Annotated in this window: 15 protein-coding genes; 5 read left to right on the top strand and 10 right to left on the bottom strand. The window is 72.5% G+C overall.

The genetic code is table 11. The features are described from left to right. Positions 1 to 13: 13 nt before the first annotated feature. The 3 genes from hrpA to ppgK all read right to left on the bottom strand — a co-directional run bounded on the left by hrpA (position 14) and on the right by ppgK (position 7,356). Positions 14 to 3,883: an ATP-dependent RNA helicase HrpA gene (gene hrpA / locus ACZ6W9_RS25750; protein ID WP_470120048.1), complete on the bottom strand. Its 3,870-nt coding sequence runs from the start codon at positions 3,881 to 3,883 to the stop codon at positions 14 to 16. Between the two features lie 275 nt (positions 3,884 to 4,158). Next, positions 4,159 to 6,465 carry a glycoside hydrolase family 6 protein gene (locus ACZ6W9_RS25745; protein WP_389965561.1) on the bottom strand — a complete coding sequence of 769 codons (2,307 nt, stop codon included), beginning with the start codon at positions 6,463 to 6,465 and terminating at the stop codon, positions 4,159 to 4,161. Between the two features lie 156 nt (positions 6,466 to 6,621). Further along, positions 6,622 to 7,356, bottom strand: a complete 735-nt coding sequence (gene ppgK, locus ACZ6W9_RS25740) for a polyphosphate--glucose phosphotransferase (protein ID WP_470120046.1) — start codon at positions 7,354 to 7,356, stop codon at positions 6,622 to 6,624. 286 nt (positions 7,357 to 7,642) lie between these two features. Between ppgK and ACZ6W9_RS25735 the strand changes: the two genes are divergently transcribed. After that, on the top strand, positions 7,643 to 8,149 hold the full coding sequence (locus tag ACZ6W9_RS25735) for a hypothetical protein (RefSeq protein WP_470120044.1): 507 nt from the start codon (positions 7,643 to 7,645) through the stop codon (positions 8,147 to 8,149). Here the strand turns inward: ACZ6W9_RS25735 and ACZ6W9_RS25730 are convergent. Further along, positions 8,134 to 9,798 (bottom strand): ABC-F family ATP-binding cassette domain-containing protein, encoded by a 1,665-nt coding sequence (locus tag ACZ6W9_RS25730; RefSeq protein WP_470120042.1) that lies wholly within the window; start codon positions 9,796 to 9,798, stop codon positions 8,134 to 8,136. The two genes, ACZ6W9_RS25735 and ACZ6W9_RS25730, sit on opposite strands and share 16 nt — an antisense overlap. A 229-nt stretch (positions 9,799 to 10,027) precedes the next feature. Between ACZ6W9_RS25730 and ACZ6W9_RS25725 the strand changes: the two genes are divergently transcribed. After that, complete coding sequence (locus tag ACZ6W9_RS25725; protein WP_389965550.1) at positions 10,028 to 10,834, top strand: SAM-dependent methyltransferase; 807 nt, start codon at positions 10,028 to 10,030, stop codon at positions 10,832 to 10,834. Then, positions 10,834 to 11,730: a TIGR03619 family F420-dependent LLM class oxidoreductase gene (locus ACZ6W9_RS25720; RefSeq protein ID WP_389965547.1), complete on the top strand. Its 897-nt coding sequence runs from the start codon at positions 10,834 to 10,836 to the stop codon at positions 11,728 to 11,730. The genes ACZ6W9_RS25725 and ACZ6W9_RS25720 overlap by 1 nt, the downstream gene beginning before the upstream one ends. 91 nt (positions 11,731 to 11,821) lie before the next feature. On the opposite strand, the gene ACZ6W9_RS25715 is transcribed toward ACZ6W9_RS25720, so the two are convergent. Both ACZ6W9_RS25715 and ACZ6W9_RS25710 read right to left on the bottom strand, forming a co-directional pair. Next, positions 11,822 to 12,859, bottom strand: coding sequence for a family 2 encapsulin nanocompartment cargo protein polyprenyl transferase (locus tag ACZ6W9_RS25715; protein ID WP_389965544.1), 1,038 nt, complete (start codon positions 12,857 to 12,859; stop codon positions 11,822 to 11,824). A 71-nt stretch (positions 12,860 to 12,930) separates the two neighbouring features. Then, positions 12,931 to 14,316, bottom strand: a complete 1,386-nt coding sequence (locus ACZ6W9_RS25710; RefSeq protein WP_470120039.1) for a family 2B encapsulin nanocompartment shell protein — start codon at positions 14,314 to 14,316, stop codon at positions 12,931 to 12,933. An 867-nt stretch (positions 14,317 to 15,183) separates the two neighbouring features. On the opposite strand from ACZ6W9_RS25710, the gene ACZ6W9_RS25705 reads away from it, so the two are divergent. Further along, positions 15,184 to 15,642: a hypothetical protein gene (locus tag ACZ6W9_RS25705; protein ID WP_470120037.1), complete on the top strand. Its 459-nt coding sequence runs from the start codon at positions 15,184 to 15,186 to the stop codon at positions 15,640 to 15,642. A gap of 151 nt (positions 15,643 to 15,793) precedes the next feature. Then, entirely contained in the window at positions 15,794 to 16,660 is an 867-nt protein-coding gene (locus tag ACZ6W9_RS25700; protein ID WP_389965537.1) for an NAD(+)/NADH kinase, read from the top strand. Positions 16,661 to 16,748: 88 nt separating this feature from the next. Here ACZ6W9_RS25700 and ACZ6W9_RS25695 read toward each other — a convergent pair whose 3' ends face one another. The 4 genes from ACZ6W9_RS25695 to ACZ6W9_RS25680 all read right to left on the bottom strand — a co-directional run bounded on the left by ACZ6W9_RS25695 (position 16,749) and on the right by ACZ6W9_RS25680 (position 21,342). Beyond that, positions 16,749 to 18,044 carry a hypothetical protein gene (locus tag ACZ6W9_RS25695; RefSeq protein WP_389965534.1) on the bottom strand — a complete coding sequence of 432 codons (1,296 nt, stop codon included), beginning with the start codon at positions 18,042 to 18,044 and terminating at the stop codon, positions 16,749 to 16,751. A gap of 140 nt (positions 18,045 to 18,184) precedes the next feature. Further along, positions 18,185 to 18,754 (bottom strand): MarR family winged helix-turn-helix transcriptional regulator, encoded by a 570-nt coding sequence (locus tag ACZ6W9_RS25690; protein WP_389965531.1) that lies wholly within the window; start codon positions 18,752 to 18,754, stop codon positions 18,185 to 18,187. A gap of 33 nt (positions 18,755 to 18,787) precedes the next feature. Further along, positions 18,788 to 20,872 carry a xanthine dehydrogenase family protein molybdopterin-binding subunit gene (locus tag ACZ6W9_RS25685; protein WP_470120035.1) on the bottom strand — a complete coding sequence of 695 codons (2,085 nt, stop codon included), beginning with the start codon at positions 20,870 to 20,872 and terminating at the stop codon, positions 18,788 to 18,790. Continuing rightward, the gene (locus tag ACZ6W9_RS25680) at positions 20,872 to 21,342 is read right to left on the bottom strand and encodes a (2Fe-2S)-binding protein (protein ID WP_389965524.1); all 471 of its coding nucleotides are present in this window, start codon (positions 21,340 to 21,342) and stop codon (positions 20,872 to 20,874) included. The genes ACZ6W9_RS25685 and ACZ6W9_RS25680 overlap by 1 nt, the downstream gene beginning before the upstream one ends. Positions 21,343 to 21,447: the final 105 nt, after the last annotated feature.

Genomic DNA, 21,447 nt, shown 5'->3' with positions numbered 1-21,447 from the left:
AGGCGGGCCCCGCTCAGAGGCGTTCCATGGCCTTGCGGATGCGCTTGTCGGAGATCGGGTACGGCGTGCCGAGGGTCTGCGCGAAGTAGCTGACCCGCAGCTCCTGGATCATCCACCGGATCTCCCGGACGTCGTCGTCCGCGCGGCGGGCCGGGGGCAGCTTCTCCACCAGCTCGTGGTATTCGTCCTCGAGGTCGTGGATCTTGTACATCCGCTCCTCGTCGCGGAACGGGTCGTCGGCCATCTTCTCCAGCCGCCGCTCCGCCGCCCTGAGGTAGCGCAGCAGGTCGGTCAGGCGTTTGTGGCCGGTGGCGGTGACGAACCCCGGGTAGACCAGGTCGCCCACCTGGTCGCGGACGTCCTCGACCGCGGGGGTGGAGCGTGCCTCGGCCAGGCGGCTGGAGACGGCGTGCCAGACGGCCAGGATGTCCCGGACCCGGGAGACCACCTCCTCGGTGGTGTCGAACAGCTCGGCACGGACCTTGTCGTGCAGGGCGGTGAAGGCCGGCCCGTCCCAGACCGGCCCGCCGTACTCGCTCATGAGCCGGTCGGCGGCGCAGGCGACGCAGTCGTCGAAGAGGGCGACGGCGCCGGCGTGCGGGCTGCGGCTGAGGGCGAGCTTGGCCTGGTTGTCCAAGCGGCCGAGCACCTGCTTGGCCGGAGAGGGTGTGTTCAGCAGCAGCAGCCTGCGGGTGCCCTCCCACATGGCGCGGCGCTGCTCGGTCTCGGTCTCGAACATCCGCACGGCCACGGTCGCGCCCTCGTCGGCCAGCGCCGGGTACGCCTTCATCCGGCGCTGCTCGAACGTCTTCGGCAGCTCCCCCAGACTCCAGGTGGTCAGGCCTGACTTCTCCAGCCCGTCGGCGGCCCGGGAGAGGGTCTGGCGGAGCCGGGGGGCGAGCCGCCGCTTGAGGTCGGCGAGGTCCTTGCTCTCAGTGATCTTCTTCTTACGGCCGTCGACGACCCGGAAGGTGATCCGCAGGTGGTCGGGGACCTGGTCGAGCCGCCACGCCTCGCGAGGCACCCACACGCCGGTGAGGGCGGCCAGTTCCCGCTCCAGCACCGTCAGCAGCGGCTCCCGGGTGGGCTCTGCCCGCTGGAGCACCTGCTTGGCGTAGTTGGGGGCGGGCACGAAGTTGCGGCGGATCTCCTTGGGCAGGGACCGGATGAGCGCGGTGAGCAGTTCCTCGCGCAGGCCGGGGATCTGCCAGTCGAAGCCGTCGGGGTTGACCTGGTTGAGCAGGGCCAGCGGGATGTGCGCGGTGACGCCGTCGGCGTCGGCTCCGGGCTCGAACTGGTAGGTCAGCGGGAAGCGCAGGCTCCCCTGGCGCCAGACGTCGGGGTAGTCGCGCTGGCTGACGTCGCCCGCCGCGTCGCTGATCAGCATCGACTTCTCGAAGCTGAGCAGGTCGGGCTGGTCGTTCCTGGCCTTCTTCCACCAGGAGTCGAAGTGGCGGCCGGAGACGACGTCGGCCGGGATGCGCTGCTCGTAGAAGTCGAACAGGGTCTCGTCGTCCACGAGGATGTCGCGGCGGCGGGCCCGCTCCTCCAGCTCCTCGACCTCCGACAGGAGTTTGCGGTTCTCCTTGAAGAAGGCGTGGTGGGTCTCCCAGTCGCCCTCGACCAGGGCGTGCCGGATGAACAGCTCGCGGCTCAGCTCGGGGTCGATGCGGCCGTAGTTGACCTTGCGCTGCGCCACGATGGGCACGCCGTACAGGGTGACCTTCTCGTACGCCATCACCGCGCCCTGGTTCTTCTCCCAGTGCGGCTCGGAGTAGGTGCGCTTGACGAGGTGCTGGGCCATCGGCTCGACCCACTCGGGCTCGATCTTGGCGTTGACCCGGGCCCACAGGCGGGAGGTCTCCACCAGCTCGGCGGACATCACCCACAGGGGCTGCTTCTTCGCCAGCGCCGACCCCGGGAAGATCGCGAAGCGGGCGTTCCGCGCGCCGATGTACTCGGTCATCGGGCGGCGGGGGCCGTCCGCGCCCTTCTTGTCGACGTCCTTGACGCCGACGTGCGACAGCAGGCCGGACAGCAGGGAGACGTGGATCTTCTGCTCGTCGCCGGGGACGCCGTTCAGGGTGACGCCGAGGGACCTCGACATCTGGCGGAGCTGGCCGTAGACGTCCTGCCACTCGCGGACCCGCAGGTAGTTGAGGAAGTCGGCCTTGCAGAGCCGCCGGAACGCGCTGGAGGACAGCTCCTTCTGCTGCTCCTGCAGGTGGTTCCAGAGGTTCAGGTAGGAGACGAAGTCCGACTCCTTGTCGGCGAACCTTCGGTGCTTCTCGTCGGCGGCCTGCTGCTTGTCGGCGGGACGCTCGCGCGGGTCCTGGATGGACAGCGCGGCTGCGATGACCATGACCTCGCGGACGCAGCCGTTGCGGTCGGCCTCGATGACCATGCGGGCCAGGCGGGGGTCCACCGGCAGGCCGGCCAGTTTGCGGCCGAGCGGGGTGATCTCCCGGGCCTTGTCGAACGCGCCCAGCTCCAGCAGCAGGTCGTAGCCGTCCCTGACCTGGCGCTGGTCCGGCGGCTCGACGAAGGGGAAGGCGCCGATGTCGCCCAGGCCGATGGAGGTCATCTGCAGGATGACCGAGGCGAGGTTGGTGCGCAGGATCTCAGGGTCGGTGAACTCCGGCCGGGAGACGAAGTCCTCCTCGCTGTAGAGGCGGATGCAGACGCCCTCGGAGACGCGGCCGCAGCGGCCCTTGCGCTGGTTGGCCGACGCCTGGGAGATCGCCTCGATGGGCAGCCGCTGGACCTTGGTGCGGTGGCTGTAGCGGGAGATCCGGGCGAAGCCGGGGTCCACGACGTACTTGATGCCGGGGACGGTCAGCGAGGTCTCGGCGACGTTGGTGGCCAGCACGATGCGGCGGCCGGAGTGGCGCTGGAAGACCCGGTGCTGCTCGGCGGCCGACAGCCGGGCGTACAGCGGCAGCACCTCGGCGTCCTTGCGTTTGGACAGGGCGTCGGCGGTGTCGCGGATCTCCCGCTCGCCGCTGAGGAAGACGAGGATGTCGCCCGGCCCCTCGGCGCACAGCTCGTCCACGGCGTCGCTGATCGCCTGGATCTGGTCGTCGTCCTCCTCCACCGGCCGGTAGCGGACCTCGACGGGGTACGTACGGCCGGACACCTCCACGATGGGGGCGTCGCCGAAGTGCCGGGAGAACCGCTCGGGGTCGATCGTGGCCGAGGTGATGACGATCTTCAGGTCGGGCCGGCGAGGCAGGAGCTGCTTGAGGTAGCCGAGGATGAAGTCGATGTTGAGGCTGCGCTCGTGCGCCTCGTCGATGATGAGCGTGTCGTACTGGGCGAGGTCCCGGTCGCCCTGCAGCTCCGCCAGCAGGATGCCGTCGGTCATCACCTTGACGAGCGTGCCGTCGCTCACCTGGTCGGTGAAGCGCACCTTGTAGCCCACGGCCTCGCCGAGCGGGGTGTCCAGCTCCTCGGCGACGCGTTCGGCGACGGTCCGGGCGGCGATCCGGCGCGGCTGGGTGTGCCCGATGAGGCCCTTGACGCCCCGGCCCAGCTCCAGGCAGATCTTCGGCAGCTGGGTGGTCTTGCCGGAGCCGGTCTCACCGGCGACGATCACGACCTGGTGGTCGCGGATCGCCTCCAGGATGTCGTCCCTGCGGCGGCTGACCGGCAGGCTCTCCGGATAGGTGATCGCGGGCACGCCCGCGCGCCGCTCGGCGACCCGGCGCTCGGCCTTCTCGATGTCGGAGGTGATCTCCGCGGCGATCTTCTGCTGCGCGGCGCGGTTCCTGACCTTGCGGGCACCGTCGAGCCGGCGCCGCAACCGGCGCTGGTCACGCAGAGTGAGTTCGGGCAGGCGCGCGTGGAGCTGAGCGAGCGGAGATGTCAAAGGAGGCGTTCCCATACTGCTTCCAGAGTACTTTCAGCCCGAAGTTCCGGAGCCGACCGCCCATCGTGCCCGACCGCCCGCCGCGCCCGCATCCCAATATCCCGGCGCCCCTTCTCCCGGGCTGGAGACGTCCGGGAGAAGGGGCGGGTCTCCGGACCTCCTCGGGTCGGGAGACGCCTGGGAAAAGGGCGGGTCCCCGGACGTCCTCGGTCCGGAGACGCCCGGGAAAAGGGGCGGGTCCCCGGCCGCCGAGGCGGCCGGGGACCCGGGTGAGAGGGATCAGGAGGAGGCTAGTTGATCGCCGGGTAGGCGTTCTTGAGCAGCTCCTGGAACTGGGCGGAGAACCACTGGCCGGAGATCGGCGCGTTCGGCAGGGCACCGCTCAGGTTGTTGCCGTTGCGCGCGTTGCCGGTGTAGGTCGGGTCGCACATCCGGTCGAAGCCCTTGCCCTCGTCGTTGGGGATCGCGGAGCTGGAGCCGTCGGACTCGCCCGGAGGCTTGATCCAGACGTAGGCGTCGAGGCCGGGGGCGGGGTTGGCCTGCGGGCGCTCACCGAGGCCGGCGCCCTTCTGGTTGCACCAGTTGCCGGCGTGGATGCGCCGGTCGACCCGCGACTGGTCGACGAAGGTGTTGACGTCGGTGGAGGTGCTGGGCGCGGCCGGACGGGCCGAGCCGCCCCAGCCGTTGCGGGAGGTGTCGATCAGCATGCCGAGGGTGGACTTGAAGCCCTTCTGGATGAGCAGGTTCCGGAATGCCTGGGCGTAGCTGAGCTCGTCGACGTAGAAGTTCCAGTCGACCCACTTCGACTGGCGGACGGTCTGGCCGTTCACCGTCGTGTTGATGGTGAAGTGGGGCTCCTTCAGCGCCGAGTAGTTGGCGGTGTTGGTGATGAAGCCGTCCACGCTGTCGAAGCCGGCGGCGGTGCCGGAGACGGTGCTGGCGAACAGGTCGGCCGAGGGGCCGAAGTTGGTGTCCCAGCCCAGCCAGCCGTGGTGACCGGCGTCGACGTAGGTGTAGACGTTCTTGATCGCGTGGAGCTTGTCCAGCGCGTAGCGGACGCCGTCGACGTAGGCGCCGCTCGACTTGGCCTCCTGGCAGTCAGGCACGTTGAGGTTGGTGACCAGGTTCGGCAGCGAGTCGATCTCGACGATCGACACGATCCGCAGGGCCGCGTACTTCGGGTCCTTCATGATCGCGGCGATCGGGTCGATGTACTCGGTCTTGTAGCGGGTCAGGCCGTTCTGGGAGATGCGCAGCTCGCCGTTGGAGGCCAGCGCCGAGCAGTCGCGGTTCGGCAGGTTGTAGATGACGAACTGGACCGTCAGCGGCTTGCTGCCGTTGGCCGCGTCCTGCTTGACCGCCTCGTCGAGGTGGGCGCGCAGGCCCTTGGCCGAGGAGGTTCCCTCGATGGCGGCGATGCGGTCCAGCCACACGCCGGTCGAGATGTCGGCCACGGCGGCGCCGCCCGGCTCGGCCTTGGCCTTGGACGACCAGTCGGGGTTCACGTAGCCGGTGGCCCCGGCGTAGGGGTTGTCGACGTGCTCGCCGGGCGGCGGCGTGGTGACGTCGTCGTCGTCCTCGGTCGCGGTGACGGAGGCGCCGGTGTGGCCGGTGGCCGCGGCGGAGATGGTGGCGGTGCCGTTGACCTGGTCGCTGTCCTGGGCCGCCGAGACCGTCACGTTCTGCGCCGTGTTCCAGTTGCTGGGCGTGAAGGTCAGCGTGGACGGCGTGATCGTGATGTCGGTGTCACCCGTCTTGGTCAGGTTGACCGTGACGTTGGAGGTGGGAGCCGCGCTGAGCCTGAAACCGACCGTCTTGGAGCCGCCCTCGGGCACGGTGACCGCGGTCGAGGTGGCGATGATCGACGGGGTTCCGGTCCCGCCGCCGACGGTGAAGGGCACCGCGGCGGTCTCCTTGGACAGCGCCGGGGAGGCGTTGTCGTAGGCCTTGGCCTTGGCGGTGTGGCTGCCGGCCCCCACGTTCGCCGCCGAGAAGCTGTACGGGGCGGTGGTGTCGGTGTTGACCAGGGTGTCGTCGATGTAGAACTCGACCTTGCTCACCCCGCCGTCGTCACTGGCCGTCGCCGCGAGCGGCACGGCCGAGCCCGCCGGGATGGAGGCGCCGCTGGCCGGGCTGGTCAGGCTCACCGTGGGCGGCTGGTTGGTCGGGGTGGTCCCGCCGCAGGTGACGCCGTTGACCGTGAAGGAGGTGGGCTTGGGGTTGCTCCCGCTCCACGATCCGTTGAAGCCGATGCTGGTCGACGCGCCGGTGGCGAGGCTGCCGTTCCAGTCGATGTTCTTCGCGGTGACCTGGTTGCCGCTCTGGCTCCAGGTGGCCGACCAGCCCTGCTGCACCTGCTGGGTGCCGGGGAAGGCGAAGCCGAGGGTCCAGCCGTTCAGCGGGTCACCGAGGTTCTTCAGGTTGATGTTGGCGGTGAAACCGCCCTGCCACTCGTTGGTGGTGTAGGTGACGTCGCACGAGACGGCGGCGTGCGCCGTCGCGGCCGGGCCGGCGGCCAGGCCTGCGGCGGCCACCAGCAGGGCCGTCGAAGTCGCGGCCCGGTGCAACCAGGCGCGGCGACGCGGATGAGAGCTCATTCTCGATCATCTCCAGGACGTGGGTGGGAGCGCTCCCATAGTCCGGAGGTTTCGGGAATGTGTACAGGGTGTTGCACGGCGGAGACGGCCCGCCAGAGCCGTCCCCGCCGCTGACCTCACCGAACGTCCTTCGGGTCCGATGAAAGTTTCAGCCGTCTACGCCTTCACCGCCGCCATGGCGGCCCCCACGATGCCCGCCTCGTTCAGCAGGGCCGCCGGGACGACCGGGGTGCGCAGCCGTACCTTGGGCAGAAACTTCTCCGACTTCTTGCTGACCCCGCCGCCGACCACGATCAGCGCCGGGGAGAACAGCATCTCCACGTGCCGCAGGTACTCCTCCACCCGCTCGGCCCACTTGTCCCAGCTCAGGTCGTGCGCCTCGCGCGCATGGTCGGAGGCCCGCCTCTCGGCCTCCTTGCCGTGGAGCTCCAGGTGCCCGAGCTCGGTGTTGGGCACCAACCGGCCGTCGGCGAACAACGCGCTGCCGATCCCGGTGCCGAACGTCAGCATCAGCACCACCCCGGCCGTCTCCCTGGCCGCGCCGTGCGTCATCTCGGCCACCCCGGCCGCGTCGGCGTCGTTGAGCACCGTCACGGGCAGGCCCGTGGCCTTGGCGAACAGAGCCCGCGCGTCCAGGCCGATCCACGACCGGTCCACGTTGGCGGCCGACATCGTGACCCCGTCGACCACGACCCCGGGAAAGGTGATCCCGACCGGCCCCGTCCACGCGAAGTGCCCGGTGATCTGCGCGACCACCTCGGCGACCGCCTCCGGCGCGGCGGGGTCCGGGGTCAGGACGCGCAGCCGGTCCCGGGTCAGCCGCCCCGTCGCGACGTCCACCGGGGCGCCCTTGATCCCCGAACCTCCGATGTCGATTCCCAGCGCCTCCATGGCGTCACCTCCCTGCCGGGCTCCCTTCCCCGCGGCGGGCGGGTGATGCCCGCCCGCCGCCGCATGTCCGGGTGACCGCGGTCGCCGGCCTCCGGGCACGGGAGCGGTCCGCGGGCCGCGTCGGTCACCGGACCGGCGGGACCCCCGGTCCCCGAGCGCGGGAGCCGTGCCCGTACCGGCCACCGGTGGTGTCAAGGCCGCTGATACTCGTCTGCAGGTGCGGTCAAGCCCGCTGAAAGCACGTCATAACACACTGCGTGCACCACCTCAGGAAAGGACCGCTCCGATGACCGCCACCCGTCTCCTCACCGGCCTCGCCCTCGCCGCCGCCGTGCTCTCGGCCGTCTCGCTTCCCCCTGCCGCCCAGGCCGCCCAGGTCACCGCCCCCGCCGACACCGGAGCCGCGGCCCCGGCCACCGTCTGGGGCCCCCGTTACTCCCCGGGGCGCGGGGCCAAGGCCTCCGGCTCCCTGCGCGCCACCGGCGAGGACCACGCCGACATCCCCGCCGCCGAGACCGTCCGGATCTCCGGGCGCGTCCAGGACCTGACCCGTGCGAGCTCGACCTGCGGCCTGGCGGTCTTCCGGATCACCTACCGGACGCCCGGCGGGGACCTGCCCTTCACGCACCGGACCGTCCGCGACTGCTCGTACGGCACGCCGAAGTCGTTCACGTTCGACCACCACGACGTCTACCAGGTGGAGCTGAAGGTCTGTTCCGAGGCCAGGTCGGCCCAGCCGTCGATCAACTGCCTCTACGCCGGCACCTGGAAGGTGCTCTACCTGTCGCGCTGACCTCCCGCGCCCGGCCGTTCCGTGATCCGGCCCGCCTCGACGTGGATGTGCCGGGCGGTGTGGACCGCCTCCAGCATCCGCCGGTCGTGGGTGACGAGCAGGAGCGTGCCGGGGTAGGCGGCGAGCGCCGACTCCAGCTGCTCGATCGCGGACAGGTCGAGGTGGTTGGTCGGCTCGTCGAGGACCAGGAGGTTGACGCCCCGGCCCTGGAGCAGCGCCAGGGCGGCGCGGGTCCGCTCCCCCGGCGACAGCGTGGCCGCCGGGCGCAGCACGTGCGCGGCACGCAGCCCGAACTTCGCCAGCAGCGTCCGCACGTCGGCGGGCGTCATCTCCGGTACGGCGGCGCCGAAGGCGTCCACCAGCGGCTCGTCGCCCAGGAACAGCCCCCGCGCCTGGTCCACCTCCCCGACGACCACGCCGGGGCCGAGCGAGGCGTGGCCCTCCTGGAGGGGGAGCCGCCCGAGGAGCGCGCCGAGCAGGGTGGTCTTGCCCGAGCCGTTCGCGCCGGTGATCGCCACCCGCTCGGCCCAGCCGATCTGCAGGTCCACCGGCCCGAGGGTGAACCCGCCGCGCCGGACCACCGCGCCGCGCAGCGTGGCGACGACCGCCCCGGACCGGGGGGCCACGGCGATCTCCATCCGCAGCTCCCACTCCTTGCGGGGCTCCTCGACCTCCTCCAGCCGCTCGATCATCCGCTCGGTCTGGCGGGCCTTGGCGGCCTGCTTCTCGGTCGTCTCGGTGCGGAAGTTCCGGCCGACCTTGTCGTTGTCAGTGGCCTTGCGCCGCGCGTTCTTGACGCCCTTCTCCATCCAGGCGCGCTGCGTCAGGGCCCGCTGCCGCAGGGCGGTGACGGTGCCCTCGTACTCGTCGTAGGCGTCGCGGGCGCGCTGCCGGGCGATCTCCCGCTCGGCGAGGTAGCCGTCGTAGCCGCCGCCGTAGGAGCGGACCTGCCGCTGGGCGAGGTCGAGCTCCACGACCCGGTCGACCGTCCTGGCGAGGAACTCGCGGTCGTGGCTGACCAGGACCGTCCCGGCGCGCAGGCCGGCGACGAAGCGTTCGAGCCGTTCCAGGCCGTCGAGGTCGAGGTCGTTGGTGGGCTCGTCCAGCAGGAAGACGTCGTAGCGGCTGAGCAACAGGGACGCCATCCCGGCCCGGGCGGCCTGCCCGCCGGAGAGCGCCGCCATCGGCAGACCGAGATCCACCGTCAGGCCGAGCTCGGCGGCGACCTCCCCGGCCCGGTCCTCCAGATCGGCCCCGCCCAGGGCCAGCCACCTGTCCAGGGCGACGGCGTACTCGTCGTCGGCGCCGGACCGCCCCTCGACGAGGCCCTCGGTCGCGGTGTCGAGGGCGCGCTGCGCGGCGGCCACCCCGGTCCGCCTGGCCAGGAACGCGGCGACCGTCTCGTCCGCCCGGCGCTCACGCTCCTGGGGGAGGTAGCCGACGGAAGCGGTGGGCGGGCTCAGCCGTACGGTGCCGTGCTCGGGCGGCAGCAGCCCGGCCAGGATCCGCATCAGGGTGGACTTGCCAGCCCCGTTCACCCCGACCAGGCCGACCACGTCGCCCGGGGCGACGACGAGGTCCAGGCCGGAGAACAGGGCGCGGTCACCGTGACCGGCGGCGAGGTCCTTCGCGACGAGGGTGGCGCTCATGACGGCAACGCTATCGGCCACGTCGTCCGGGCCTCTCCACGTTTTCCGGCCGTACGGCGCCGCCGGACCCCTTCCGCGCCCGGCAGAACCCGCCGCTTGGGACCTTCCGCCCCTCCGAACACTCCCTAGAAGATTTCGTAAATTCCGCTGATTTCGGGAGATGGCGCACTACGCTCTGCCTAAAGATCTTCACACGGGATCTTTCGGGGCTTTCGGGCGGAGGCGGGGCATGGCAGATGAAGAGTGGGCACGCCGCGGAATCGACGTCAACACTCCCAGCGTCGCCCGCCTGTACGACTACTACCTGGGCGGCAAGGACAACTTCGCCTCCGACCGCGCCGCGGCCGAGGAGATCCTCACGGTCGCCCCCGAGGTGCGCACGGCCGCGCGGGAGAACCGCGCCTTCCTCGGCCGGGCGGTCAGGTTCCTCGCCGGCCAGGGAATCCGGCAGTTCCTGGACATCGGCACCGGCCTGCCCACGCAGGGCAACGTCCACGAGGTGGCCCGGCAGATCGCACCGGACTCCCGCGTCGCCTACATCGACAACGACCCGATCGTCCTCACCCACGCCAGGGCGTTGCTGCAGGAGGACCAGCGCCGGGTCATCGTCACCCCCGGCGACCTGCGGACCCCCGAGAGCATCCTCAAATCTCCGGAGATCCAGGACCATCTCGACTTCTCCCAGCCCATGGCCGTGCTACTCGTGGCGGTCATGCACTTCATCACCAAGGCCGACGATCCCCGCCGCATCGTGGCCACACTGCGCGACGCCCTGCCCTCCGGCAGCCACCTGGTGCTGTCCCACGGCACCCGCGACTCCCGGATCGAGGCCGTGGACAAGGGCACCAGCGTCTACAAGCGGGCCAACTCCCCCCTCGTCCTGCGGTCCCGCCAGGAGATCACCGAGCTGTTCGACGGATTCGACCTGCTGGAGCCGGGGGTGGCCTGGCTGCCGGAGTGGCGGCCGGAGGACCCCGCGCTCCACGAGGACCCCTCACGGTCACTGATCCTCTGCGGGGTGGGGAGAAAGCCCTGATGGCGGTCGGCTTCGGGCTGGCGGTGCCGCAGTACGGCCGATTCGCCCGCCCCGAGGCGGTGGTCGCCGTCGCCCGGGAGGCCGAGGCCCGGGGCTTCGACGGCCTGTGGGCGGGCGACCGGCTGCTGACCCCGCTCTCCCCCCGGGACCGCTACCCGGGCGGCGACGGCACCATCCCGCCGGAGCACCGCACGTTCCTGGACCCGCTCGCGGTCCTCACCACCGCCGCGGCCGTCACCTCCCGGATCCGTCTGGGGACCAGCACGCTGAACGCCAACTGGTATCCCCCGGTGCTGCTGGCCCGCTCGCTCACCACGCTCGACGTGCTCAGCGGCGGCCGCCTCGACGCCGGGCTGGGCCTCGGCTGGTCGAGGGACGAGTACGCCGCGGCCGGAGTGCCCTGGAAGGGACGCGCCGCGTGGCTCGACGCCACGATCGACACGCTGGAGGCGGTCTGGCGCGACGACCCGGTGGCCGTCACCGCGCCCGGCTGGAGCATCCCGCCGAGCCACATCGACCCGAAGCCCGTCCAGCGCCCCCGCCCGCCCCTCCTGCTGGCGGGTTTCTCCCCCGCCGCCCTGGAGCGCGTCGGCCGCCGTGCCGACGGCTGGCTCGCGGCCGCCATGCCGGTGCCGCTCCTTACGGGCATGCGGGACGCGATACGGCGGGCCGCCGAACGGGCCGGACGTGACCCGGACGGGATACGCGTCGTCGTACGGGCCAACCCGGTCGTCACGGGGACGGCCGGCGCGACCGTGGAGGAGGTCGGCGGGCGGCTGCGGGCCATCGCCGAGACCGGCGTGCAGGAGATCTTCGTCGATCTCCAGCTCACCGCGCGCGACCCCGCCCACCTGCTCGACCTCGCCGAGACCCTGCGCGAGACCGTCCTCCGCTAGCTGCTGTCCTCCCCTGCCGGGACGTGCTGCTCGGCGGGGCTCTCCGCACCGGGGCGGGTCACCCGGCGGCGCCCTATCGGCCGTACGGCGGTCAGCGGTCGCGCCGGGTGACCAGGCGGGCGAGCGTGGCCAGCTCGGCGACGGGCCGCCGCACCGAGCCCGCCGCCTCCAGATGGCCCAGGGCCCGGCCCAGCAGTTCGCCGGCCCGCTCCCGGCTCCAGGCGCGGGCGCCCGCGGCCTCGACGAGGTCCGCGGCGCGACCCAGGTCGGCCTCGGTCAGGGGCTCCTCCCTGGTGTAGAGGCCGGCCAGCTCCCGCCCCGCCGCGGTGCCGGAGGTGAGCGCCGCCACCACCGGCAACGACTTCTTACGGCTCCGCAGGTCGGAATGGACGGGCTTGCCGGTCACCGCGGGATCGCCCCAGATGCCCAGCAGATCGTCCACGAACTGGAACGCCAGCCCCAGATCCGCGCCGAAGGCCCGCAGACCCTCGACACGCTCGGGGTCCGCGCCACCGAACAGCGCGCCGAGCGCGCACGCGGCGGCCAGCAGCGCACCGGTCTTGCCCGCCACCATGTCCAGGCACTCGTCCAGCTCGACGTGCCCGCGCCTTTCGAAGGCGACGTCGGAGTGCTGGCCCTCCAGCAGCTCCTGGACCGCGGCGCCGAAGATCCGGGCCGCCTCCGGAGCCGCCGGGCCCCCCGCCGCGAGCACGCCGAAGGCCAGCGTCAGCAGGGAGTCTCCGGCCAGGATCGCCGGGCTCACCCCGAAGACGGCCCACGCCGTGGGGCGGTGGCGGCGGGTCCGGTCACCGTCCATCACGTCGTCGTGCAGGAGGGAGAAGTTGTGCGCCAGCTCGACGGCCGCCGCCGCGGGCAGCGCCGCCGCGGCGGCGCCCCCCACGGCCTCCGCCGCCAGCAGCGCCAGCGCGGGCCGGATCGCCTTGCCGCCGTCCGCCTCGACGGGACCGCCGTGCTCGTCCCACCAGCCGAAGTGGTAGCCGGCGATGTGCCGCATCGACGGGGGCAGCCCGTCGGCCGCCGGCCGTATGACGGACTCGACCATCCGGCGGCTCCAGGTCAGCACCTCGGCCGCCGATCGGCCCTCGGCCGCCAGCTCGACAGCGGTCATCTTTTCCCTCCAGTGTGTCCCCCGCCCCCGCGGGGGACCTCGCTCTTGCCCGCGGCCACCCCGCGGGACGGTCAGTAGTGGCCGAGCTCGACGTCCTCCAGCACACCGAGCGCGTCGGGGACCAGGACGGCGGCCGAGTAGTAGGCGCTGACCAGGTAGGAGATGATCGCCTTCTCGTCTATACCCATGAAGCGCACCGACAGACTCGGCTGGTACTCGTCGGGGATGCCGGTCTGGTGCAGGCCGACGACCCCCTGGTGCTCCTCCCCCACCCTGAGGGCGAGGATCGAGGTCGTCCGGTTCGCCGTGATGGGGATCTTGTTGCAGGAGAAGATCGGGATGCCGCGCCAGGCGGGCACCGTGTTGCCGCCGAGGTCGATGCCCAGGGGGTAGAGTCCCCGCCTGCTGCACTCCCGGCCGAACGCCGCGATGGCCGTGGGGTGGGCGAGGATGAAGTGGGTGCTCCTGCGGCGGCTGATCAGCTCGTCCAGGTCGTCCGGCGTGGGCGGTCCGCCGCGGGTGTGGATCCGCTGCTTGAGGTCGGCGTTGTGCAGGAGGCCGAACTCGGGGTTGTTGACCAGCTCGTGCTCCTGGCGCTCGCGCAGCACCTCGATCGTCAGACGGAGCTGCTCCTCCACCTGGTTCATCGGGTCGTTGTACAGGTCCGCCACCCTGCTGTGCACGCGCAGCACGGTCTGCGCCACGCTGAGCTCGTACTCGCGGGGCGCGAGCTCGTAGTCGACGAACGTGCCGGGCAGGTCGGGCTCTCCGCTGTGCCCGGCGGCCACCTCGACGGCCGCCTCGCCGTACCGGTTGCGGGGGCCCCGGGGCTCGGCCAGCAGGCGCAGGTGCGCCTGCAGCGCCTCGGAGCGGCCGTTCACCTCCTGGAAGGCCGCCAGCGGCAGGATCATCGCGATGCCCGAGGTGACGGCCCTGGCGGTGAACTCCCACTCGTCGTGGGGGTCGGTCAGGGTCTCGTCGCCGAAGTGGTCACCGCCGGCCAGCGTCCCGAGGACGACCTCGTCGCCGTAGGGACCCGTGCCGATCTTGTTGACCTTGCCGTGGGCGATGATGACGATCTGGTCGGCCGGCTGCCCTGCCTGCACCAGGACGTCTCCGGGCGCGAACTCGCGCTGCTCGAACCGCGCGGCCAGCGCCTCCAGCGTCTCCGAGTCGTCGAAGGTCCGCAGCAACGGCAGCTCGCACAGCTCCGCCGGGACGACGCTGATCCGCGACCCCGTGGTGACGAAGCTGACCCGCCCGTCTCCCACGGTGTAGCTGAGCCGGCGGTTGACCCGGTACGTGCCGCCCGAGACCTGAACCCACGGGAGCATCTTCAGCAGCCACCGCGAGGAGATCTCCTGCATCTGCGGGGCCGTCTTGGTCGTCGTCGCGAGATTGCGCGCCGCGGCCGTACTCAGGCTGAGCCGCCCCCGGCCCGCGTCGGACTCCGTCACAACACACACCACCTATCCGCACTCGTATCGAAAGGGGGAGGAACGAAACATGGATCGGAAAATGCGGAATCGACAGATCGCCGGCGGTCGAATCAGCGAGACTTCCAGCGCCCGTAGCGGTCGATCATACCGACCGGCGTCACGGACGGGCTCAATTTTGGGTTCCCATTAAATGGCCTGTCAAGCTCTGGATATCGCTTGGCAAATTACAAAAAGCGCTATTTTCACAAATCGACCGCCGATAATGAGAGATGATTTATACCGACATCTCCGGCTCCGCACCGTCGGCCGGACAGGCTCCCGCCGACGACCAGCCGTTCCCGCACCGCCCCGTTCCGTCCTCGTCCCGACCTGGCCGAGGCCGTACCGGCCTCCACCGGCCTCCACCGGCCCCGCCGGCCCCCGCCCCGATCCCATCCGTTCCGGCCGGTGCCCACGGGTCCTCCACCGGCCCGGCCCGGCGCGACCGGCGCCGGAGACGCCCCCCTTGGAAACCGCGCCCCCTCTCCGCAGCCGGGACGGCCGTCCGCGGAACCACCGGGAAAACACTCTTCCAACCCGGCGGGGATCATCATCATGGAAATAATCCGAAAAAAACGGCGTCGCCCGCGGAAAACCCACCGGCGCCCTCCGTCCGCGACCCGGTGGTTTTCCCGGCGGCACACCGGTGAATCCTCCGGAAACGGGTGTCCGGCCCCGCGCGACGGGTAGGGGCACCCTCCCCGCGGCGCGGACGCGCCGTGCGGGGACGGCTCCCACCGCCCCCGCACGCGACGTCCTCCCGCGGCGCGGGCGGCCCCGCCGGTACGGCACGGCGCGGCGACGCCGTACCGGGAAGGACACACGACCGATCATGAGGAGAAGCAGGTGACCCACGAAGAACGGCTCACCGGTCCCGCCGGGGGCCGGGCCCCCTCCGGCCCCTCCGAGGACCGCACCGCCCCGGACGTCGACGACGTGACGGCCGAGGCGCTCGGGAAGCTCTCGGAGGCCCTGGAGACGACCGAGCGCGCCCGCGGGCACCTCTACTCCTTCCACCAGCTCACCGGCCATGCCGACTTCCAGCTCGACGAGGCCGTGGAACTGCTGCGCGCGGCGGGGCACACCGAGCTCGCCGACACCCTGTCCGAGGAGCTGATCGGCCGCGACGTGCTGCCCGGCCACTGGTCGTTCCAGATCGTGGAGGGCTACGACGACTCCTACTACCGCCTCTTCACCGACCTGGAACGGCGGATCAGGGAACGGCTCGCCGGCGGCCGCCGGCACATCCACGAGGCACGGTTGCGGGAGCGGCGCCGCACCCCGGACCCCCGCTCCGGCGGATGAGGTCCCTACGGGCGGCCGTCCGTACGGGCCACCGGCCCCGGCCTGGCACGACGTCCCGGACAGGGGTCCCGCCCACCCGGCGGGACCCCGCCGCACGGGCCGGGGAAGGCGCTCGCCGTGTCCCGGGTCCGCGCGCCGTACAGTGGGCCGCATGAGCGTAGTCGAAACGGTGGGGCTGGTCCTGCACCCGAGGCGCGACTCCAAGGAGGCCATCGACACGATCGTCGAGTGGGCGAGCTCGCGGGGTGTCACGGTGTACGGCCTCACCGACGAGGTCGGGCGGATCCACTGCAGCGCCGTGCCGGTCGACACCCAGCAGCTGGTGGAGCGCTGCGACCTGCTGGTCAGCCTGGGCGGCGACGGCACCATGCTGCGCACCATGCGGCTCATCGCCGGACGGCCCACCCCGATCCTCGGCGTGAACCTCGGCAAGCTGGGCTTCCTGGCCGAGATCGACGTCGACGAGCTGACCTCGGCGCTGCAGGCGATCGAGGACTACCACTACATGGCCGAGCCCCGCATGGCCATCCGGGCCACCCTGCCCGACGGGGAGACGGTGACGGCGTTCAACGACGTCGCCATGGTCCGCATCCCCGGCTGCGGGCTGGCCGCGGTGGCGGTGTCCGTGGAGGACCACCCGTTCGTCCGTTACGCGGCCGACGCCGTGATCGTGGCGACCTCCACCGGATCGACCGCGTACAGCTTCTCGGCGGGCGGGCCGATCGTCTCCCCGATGGTCGAGGGTTTCCTGGTCGTGCCGTCCGCCGCGCACTCGGCCTTCAACCGGGCGCTGATGCTCTCCGCCGACGAGAAGCTCACCCTCGAGGTGCTGCCGACGAGCGGGCAGCTCGCCCTGGAGGTGGACGGCGCGATAGGCACGCACCTGACGGCCGGCGACCGGATCACGGTCACCGCGGTGCGCGCCGCCGCCTGGGTCGTACGGCTCGGCGGCTCCAGCTTCTACGAGCGCGCCCGCCGCAAGCTCCGCGTCAACGGCAGCGCCGAGATCGACCTGTAGACGGGGACCGGCCGGCCCCCGCCCCGGACGCCTTCGGGGACGGGGGCCGGCCGGCCCGGGACGCGCGGCCCCGGTTCCCCCGGGCGGCTCAGGCGGACGGGGACGAGCCGTTCACCGTGAGGATCCGCTCGGACGTCTCGATGGCGGGGAAGGTCCCGGTGTCGATGATCCCGTGCTCCCGGTACGCGGCCTCGATGAGGGCGTGGGCGCGGGGCTCCAGCTTCCACAGCGCGCGGAGCTCCCGGGCGGCGGCCGGCGAGATGCCGGTCTCGTGGGCGATGTCGGCCGCGCGGGGGACGAACTTCCGGTCGATCTGCCGGTCCCAGTACTCCCGCGCCGCCCGGATCAGGGCCGCGCGCTGCGCCGTGTCGACGACCGGCGCGGGGTCCGGCGCCGCGCCGTCGGCGGTTGCGAGGCCCTCGTCGTCGTCATCGTCCAGCAGCACCGCCGAGGCCGGCGCGGCCGCGGGCAGCGCCCCCTGGGCGGCCGGCGCGCCCGGGGCGGCGGGCGTCTCCTGAGGCTCGGGGGCCCACGGGACGGGCGGCCGCAGGTCGATCAGCGCCGAGGTGTTGAACAGCGCCCCGATCTGGGACAGCAGCGCCTCCTGACGGGCCGGGTCGGCCGCCAGCCCGGTGTGCTCCACCGCCTGGTCCATCGCGCGGTCCAGTTTGGCGAGAGCGGCGCGCATCTTACGGTCGGACGCCCCGGCCGCGCGGAGCGCGCGGGCGCGCTTGGCCGCCAGGGCGACCCGGGTCAGCCTCCGGTGGGCGTCCACCTCGCTGGCGGTGCGGTCGCTGACCTCGGCCAGCCCGATCCGGACGAGCATGCGCTCGGGGGTCATCCGCCAGTTGATGCGGGAGCGGCCGGTGATGCGGTGCCGCTCGATCGCCATGCCGCGCTCCCACAGCCAGGCCGCCACCAGCGGGGCGGAGAGCCGGAAGACGGCTTCGGCGACGCTGCGGGCGTCCATGCTCGACAGGACGGCGGTCAGGCCGGTGAGCGCCCACACGGCGACGCCGTCGATGCCGGCGGAGAAGTTCTCCCTCATGTTGCGGCGGGCGCGCACGGCGCTGGTGACCACGGCGACCTCGATGAACGCGAACAGCAGCAGCCGCAGCGGCCCGTCGAAGCCCAGGACGTCGCCGGAGAAGCGCCACATGCCCTGGGCGGACACGCCGGTGGCGATGCTGGCCGCGACGATGGTGAGGATGTCCTCGGCGGGACGGGGCGCCACGTGGGCACGGAGGAAACGGCCGGCCGCGCGCAGGGCGGCGCGGAGCGCGAAGCAGACGAGGGCCAGGACGGCCAGGGCGAGCACACAGATGACGGCCGTCAGGACCGGCTGGTCCGAGGTGAAGGTGGTGATCTGATCGATGGGAGGCATCAGTTGCGGTCCGTCGGTCTCGGGGTCCGGCAGGAGATCTCCAGATCATCCCAGAATGTTCGCCGCGTTTCGCGTGAAACGGATACTCATTCCAGTGACTGGAGTGACATTCTGTGATGTTCCCGGCGGCCGGTCCGGGGTCAGGCGATGGTGATCAGTCTGATGAGCTGCTCGCGGAAGTGGTCGTAGTCGTCGACGGCCCCGAGCAGGATGTTCGAGGTGCGCTCCTCCCGGCGCGCCTTCGCCAGTACCTCCCGCCCGCCGGGGGTGATCTGGACGAGGAGGCGGCGGCGGTCACGCCCGTCCGTCTCGCGCGTCACGTATCCGGCCCTGCGCAGCCGTTCGATCGTCTTGCTCATCGTCTGGTCGGTCACCCGGCACAGCGTCGCGAGCTCCCGCTGCGAGAGGCGGCCCTCCACGAGGTGGTGCAGGGCGATCAGCCCGGCATGGGTGAGGTCGTGGGCCGTGAGGAAGTCGCCGAAGCGTCCCTCCACCAGCCGCGCGGCCACCGACAGCAGGCGGCCGGTCGGCCAGGAGTGGATGTCCGCGCGCACCTCGTCGGGGCGGCGGACGACCTCCCACGCGTCCTCCCTGCCCTCCGTGCCCTCCGGGTTCCTCCCGCCGTCCGCCGGACCGGGGTTCTTGCCGCCGTCCGCCGGAACCGGGTCTCTCGCGTCCTCCGCCGGGCCCCCGGCCGCCCCTTCCGCCACGGGTCCAGTTTTCCAGAACCGCGGGCCCCGCGGTCAACCGACGTCTCCGGTGACGGGCATGCCGGTCACCGGCCGCCCGGTGGCCGCCGCCACGGCCGAGGCGACGGCGGCGCTCGCGGGTGGGTAGGCCAGCTCGCCGAGCCCTCCGGGAGGGGCCGACGACGGAAGCACGGTCACGTCGATCCGCGGCACCTGGCCGATGCGCGCCCACGGGTAGTCCGCGAACGACGACTGCGTCACGCGCCCGTCGCGTACGGTGACCCGCGCGCCCAGGACGGTGGAGATCGCGTCGCAGACACCGCCCTCGACCTGGGCGCGGACGCCGGAGGGGTTCAGCGCGGTGCCGACGTCGACCGCGGCGGTCACCCGCTCGACGGTGAGGCCGCCGCCGTGTTCCCGCACGTCCGCCACGATCGCGATCGCCGAGTCGTAGTCCAGGTGACAGGCCGCCCCGCGCCCTCTTCCGCGCCCCCGCAGGGGACGGCCGGCGCGGGACGCGGCGGCGTCGAGCACCCGGCGCAGCCGGGAGCCCTCGGGCAGCAGGCGGCGGCGGAACTCCACCGGGTCGGCTCCGGCGCGCCCGGCCAGCGCGCTCAGGAAGCACTCCTCCGCGTAGACGAAGGGACCCGCGTACACCGACCGCCAGAACCCGGTGCGCAGCGGCGCCGGGCTCAGGGCGACGTCCACCTTCCCGGGGACCTCGTAGGGGAAGTGGTCGCCGCTCGCGAGAACGAGCGCCGGGTCGTTGAAGATCGGGACGGTGGTGAGCGGCCAGGTCGCGACCGAGTGGGACCGCCACGTGGGCCTGCCCGAAGCGTCGGTGACGGCGGTGAGCCGGTGGGCGGACATGGGCCGGTAGGAGTCGTGCCGCATGTCGTCCTCGCGGGTCCACACGACCTTGACCGGCGCTCCGGCCGCCCGGGAGCAGGCCACGGCCTCCAGCACGAAGTCGAACTCGATGCGCCGCCCGAACGCGCCCCCGGCGAGGGTCGTCTCGACCGTGACGGCCCCGGGGTCGAGCCGCAGGATCTGGGCGAGCCTGGCGCGCAGGCCGCCGGGGTCCTGGGTGGGCGTCCACACCGACAGGCGGCCCTCGGCGGTCAGGTGCGCGGTGGCGTTCATCGGCTCCATCGGCGCGTGGGCGAGCAGCGGCAGCCGGTAGGTCGCCTCGGCGGTGACCGGGGCGGGCGACGGCCCGGCCGGGGGCAGGGCGGCCTCCAGGCCGTCCAGCCACAGGCGGCTGTCGGCCTGGGGAGAGCCGCCCGCCCAGGTGACGGCCAGCGCGTCGCGCCCGCGCAGCGCGGCCGCCGTCGTGCGCGCCACGACCGCGACCCCGCCCGCCGTGCCGCCCGCCGGTTCGAGCCGCACGACCGTGACGACCCCGGGTACGGCGCGCGCCGCGGCGTCGTCGAGGGCGGAGACGGACGCCCCGAGCCACGGCGGCCGCCGCACGACGGCGACCAGCCCGTCCGGGCGGACGACGTCGATCCCGTAGCGGGCGCGGCCGGTGACGATGTCGCGGGCGTCGACGCGCGGCACGGGGCGGCCGACCACCCGCCAGTCCTCGCGGGGAACGGGCGTGACGGTGACCGTGGCCGGGTCGATCGCCGCCGCCTCGGCCACCAGTTCGCCGTAGGAGAGCCTGCCGTGCCGCCGATGGCGCACGTGTCCGTCACGGGCCTCGCACTGTTGCGCCGGGACCCCCCACCGCGCGGCCGCCGCCGCGACGAGCAGGCAGCGCGCGGTGGCGCCCGCCGTACGGAGCGGCTCGGTCATCTGGCGCACCGACGTGGAGTTCGCCACCATCTGCGGCCCGTACCTCTCGGTGTCGCCCGGGGCCTGCCGTACCCGCACCGTCTCCACGGCGACGCGGAGCTCCTCCGCCACCAGCATGGCGGCCACGGTGCGCAGGCCCTGACCGGAGTCGGGGCGGGGGACGGTGACCGTGATCTCGCCCTCGGCGGTGACGCGCACGAAGACGCCGGGCTCGAACGGCGCGGGAGGCTCGCCGGGGGCCGGGGCCGCCGGGGCGGGGCCGGAGCCGGCGCGCTCGGGCAGCGGCACGACGACCAGAAGGGCCGCGCCGCCCAGCGCGGAGAGGAATCCCCTCCGGTCCATCACCGCTCCTTCCTGGCCAGCCGCGCGGCCAGTCGTACGGCCTCGCGGATGCGGGTGTAGGTCCCGCAGCGGCACACGTTGTCGCGCAGCGCCCGGTCGATGGCGTCGTCGCCGGGGTCGGGGTCGGCGGCCAGCAGCGCGACCGTGGACATGATCTGTCCCGGCTGGCAGTAACCGCACTGCGCCACGTCGCGCTCCAGCCACGCCCGCTGCACGGGGTGGTCGCCATCCTCCGACAGGCCCTCGATCGTGGTGACCCGGCGGCCGTCGGTCTCGGCCACCGTGCGGACGCAGGGGCGCGCGGCCTCGCCGTCCACCAGGGACACGCATGCTCCGCAGGCCCCCACCCCGCAGCCGTACTTGGGGCCGGTCAGGCCCAGTTCCTCGCGCAACGCCCATAGCAGCGGGGTGTCGCCCGGCAGGTCGAGCTCGTGATCGACGTCGTTGACGCGCAACCGGTAGGTGGGCACTCTCGCCTCCGCGGGCGGCCGGGAACGTTCAGGTTACTGATCATCCTGTCCGGGGCGGCGGGTGTCCGCAAGGGGATGTTCAGCCGGCTGTACGATTTGGCATGA

The sequence above is a fragment of the Streptosporangium sp. NPDC053982 genome, from assembly GCF_055585205.1.
The sequence above is the reverse complement of the archived record's forward strand: the minus strand, read 5'-3'. Positions and strand labels throughout refer to the sequence as shown.

What these genes read in the sequence shown, in the direction of transcription:
- ACZ6W9_RS25745 (WP_389965561.1), bottom strand. Translation starts at nt 6,465, where the DNA reads ATGAGCTCTCATCCGCGTCGCCGCGCCTGGTTGCACCGGGCCGCGACT.
- hrpA (WP_470120048.1), bottom strand. Translation starts at nt 3,883, where the DNA reads ATGGGAACGCCTCCTTTGACATCTCCGCTCGCTCAGCTCCACGCGCGC.
- ACZ6W9_RS25730 (WP_470120042.1), bottom strand. Translation starts at nt 9,798, where the DNA reads ATGAGCGCCACCCTCGTCGCGAAGGACCTCGCCGCCGGTCACGGTGAC.
- ACZ6W9_RS25700 (WP_389965537.1), top strand. Translation starts at nt 15,794, where the DNA reads ATGAGCGTAGTCGAAACGGTGGGGCTGGTCCTGCACCCGAGGCGCGAC.
- ppgK (WP_470120046.1), bottom strand. Translation starts at nt 7,356, where the DNA reads ATGGAGGCGCTGGGAATCGACATCGGAGGTTCGGGGATCAAGGGCGCC.
- ACZ6W9_RS25685 (WP_470120035.1), bottom strand. Translation starts at nt 20,872, where the DNA reads ATGGACCGGAGGGGATTCCTCTCCGCGCTGGGCGGCGCGGCCCTTCTG.
- ACZ6W9_RS25725 (WP_389965550.1), top strand. Translation starts at nt 10,028, where the DNA reads ATGGCAGATGAAGAGTGGGCACGCCGCGGAATCGACGTCAACACTCCC.
- ACZ6W9_RS25720 (WP_389965547.1), top strand. Translation starts at nt 10,834, where the DNA reads ATGGCGGTCGGCTTCGGGCTGGCGGTGCCGCAGTACGGCCGATTCGCC.
- ACZ6W9_RS25695 (WP_389965534.1), bottom strand. Translation starts at nt 18,044, where the DNA reads ATGCCTCCCATCGATCAGATCACCACCTTCACCTCGGACCAGCCGGTC.
- ACZ6W9_RS25735 (WP_470120044.1), top strand. Translation starts at nt 7,643, where the DNA reads ATGACCGCCACCCGTCTCCTCACCGGCCTCGCCCTCGCCGCCGCCGTG.
- ACZ6W9_RS25715 (WP_389965544.1), bottom strand. Translation starts at nt 12,859, where the DNA reads ATGACCGCTGTCGAGCTGGCGGCCGAGGGCCGATCGGCGGCCGAGGTG.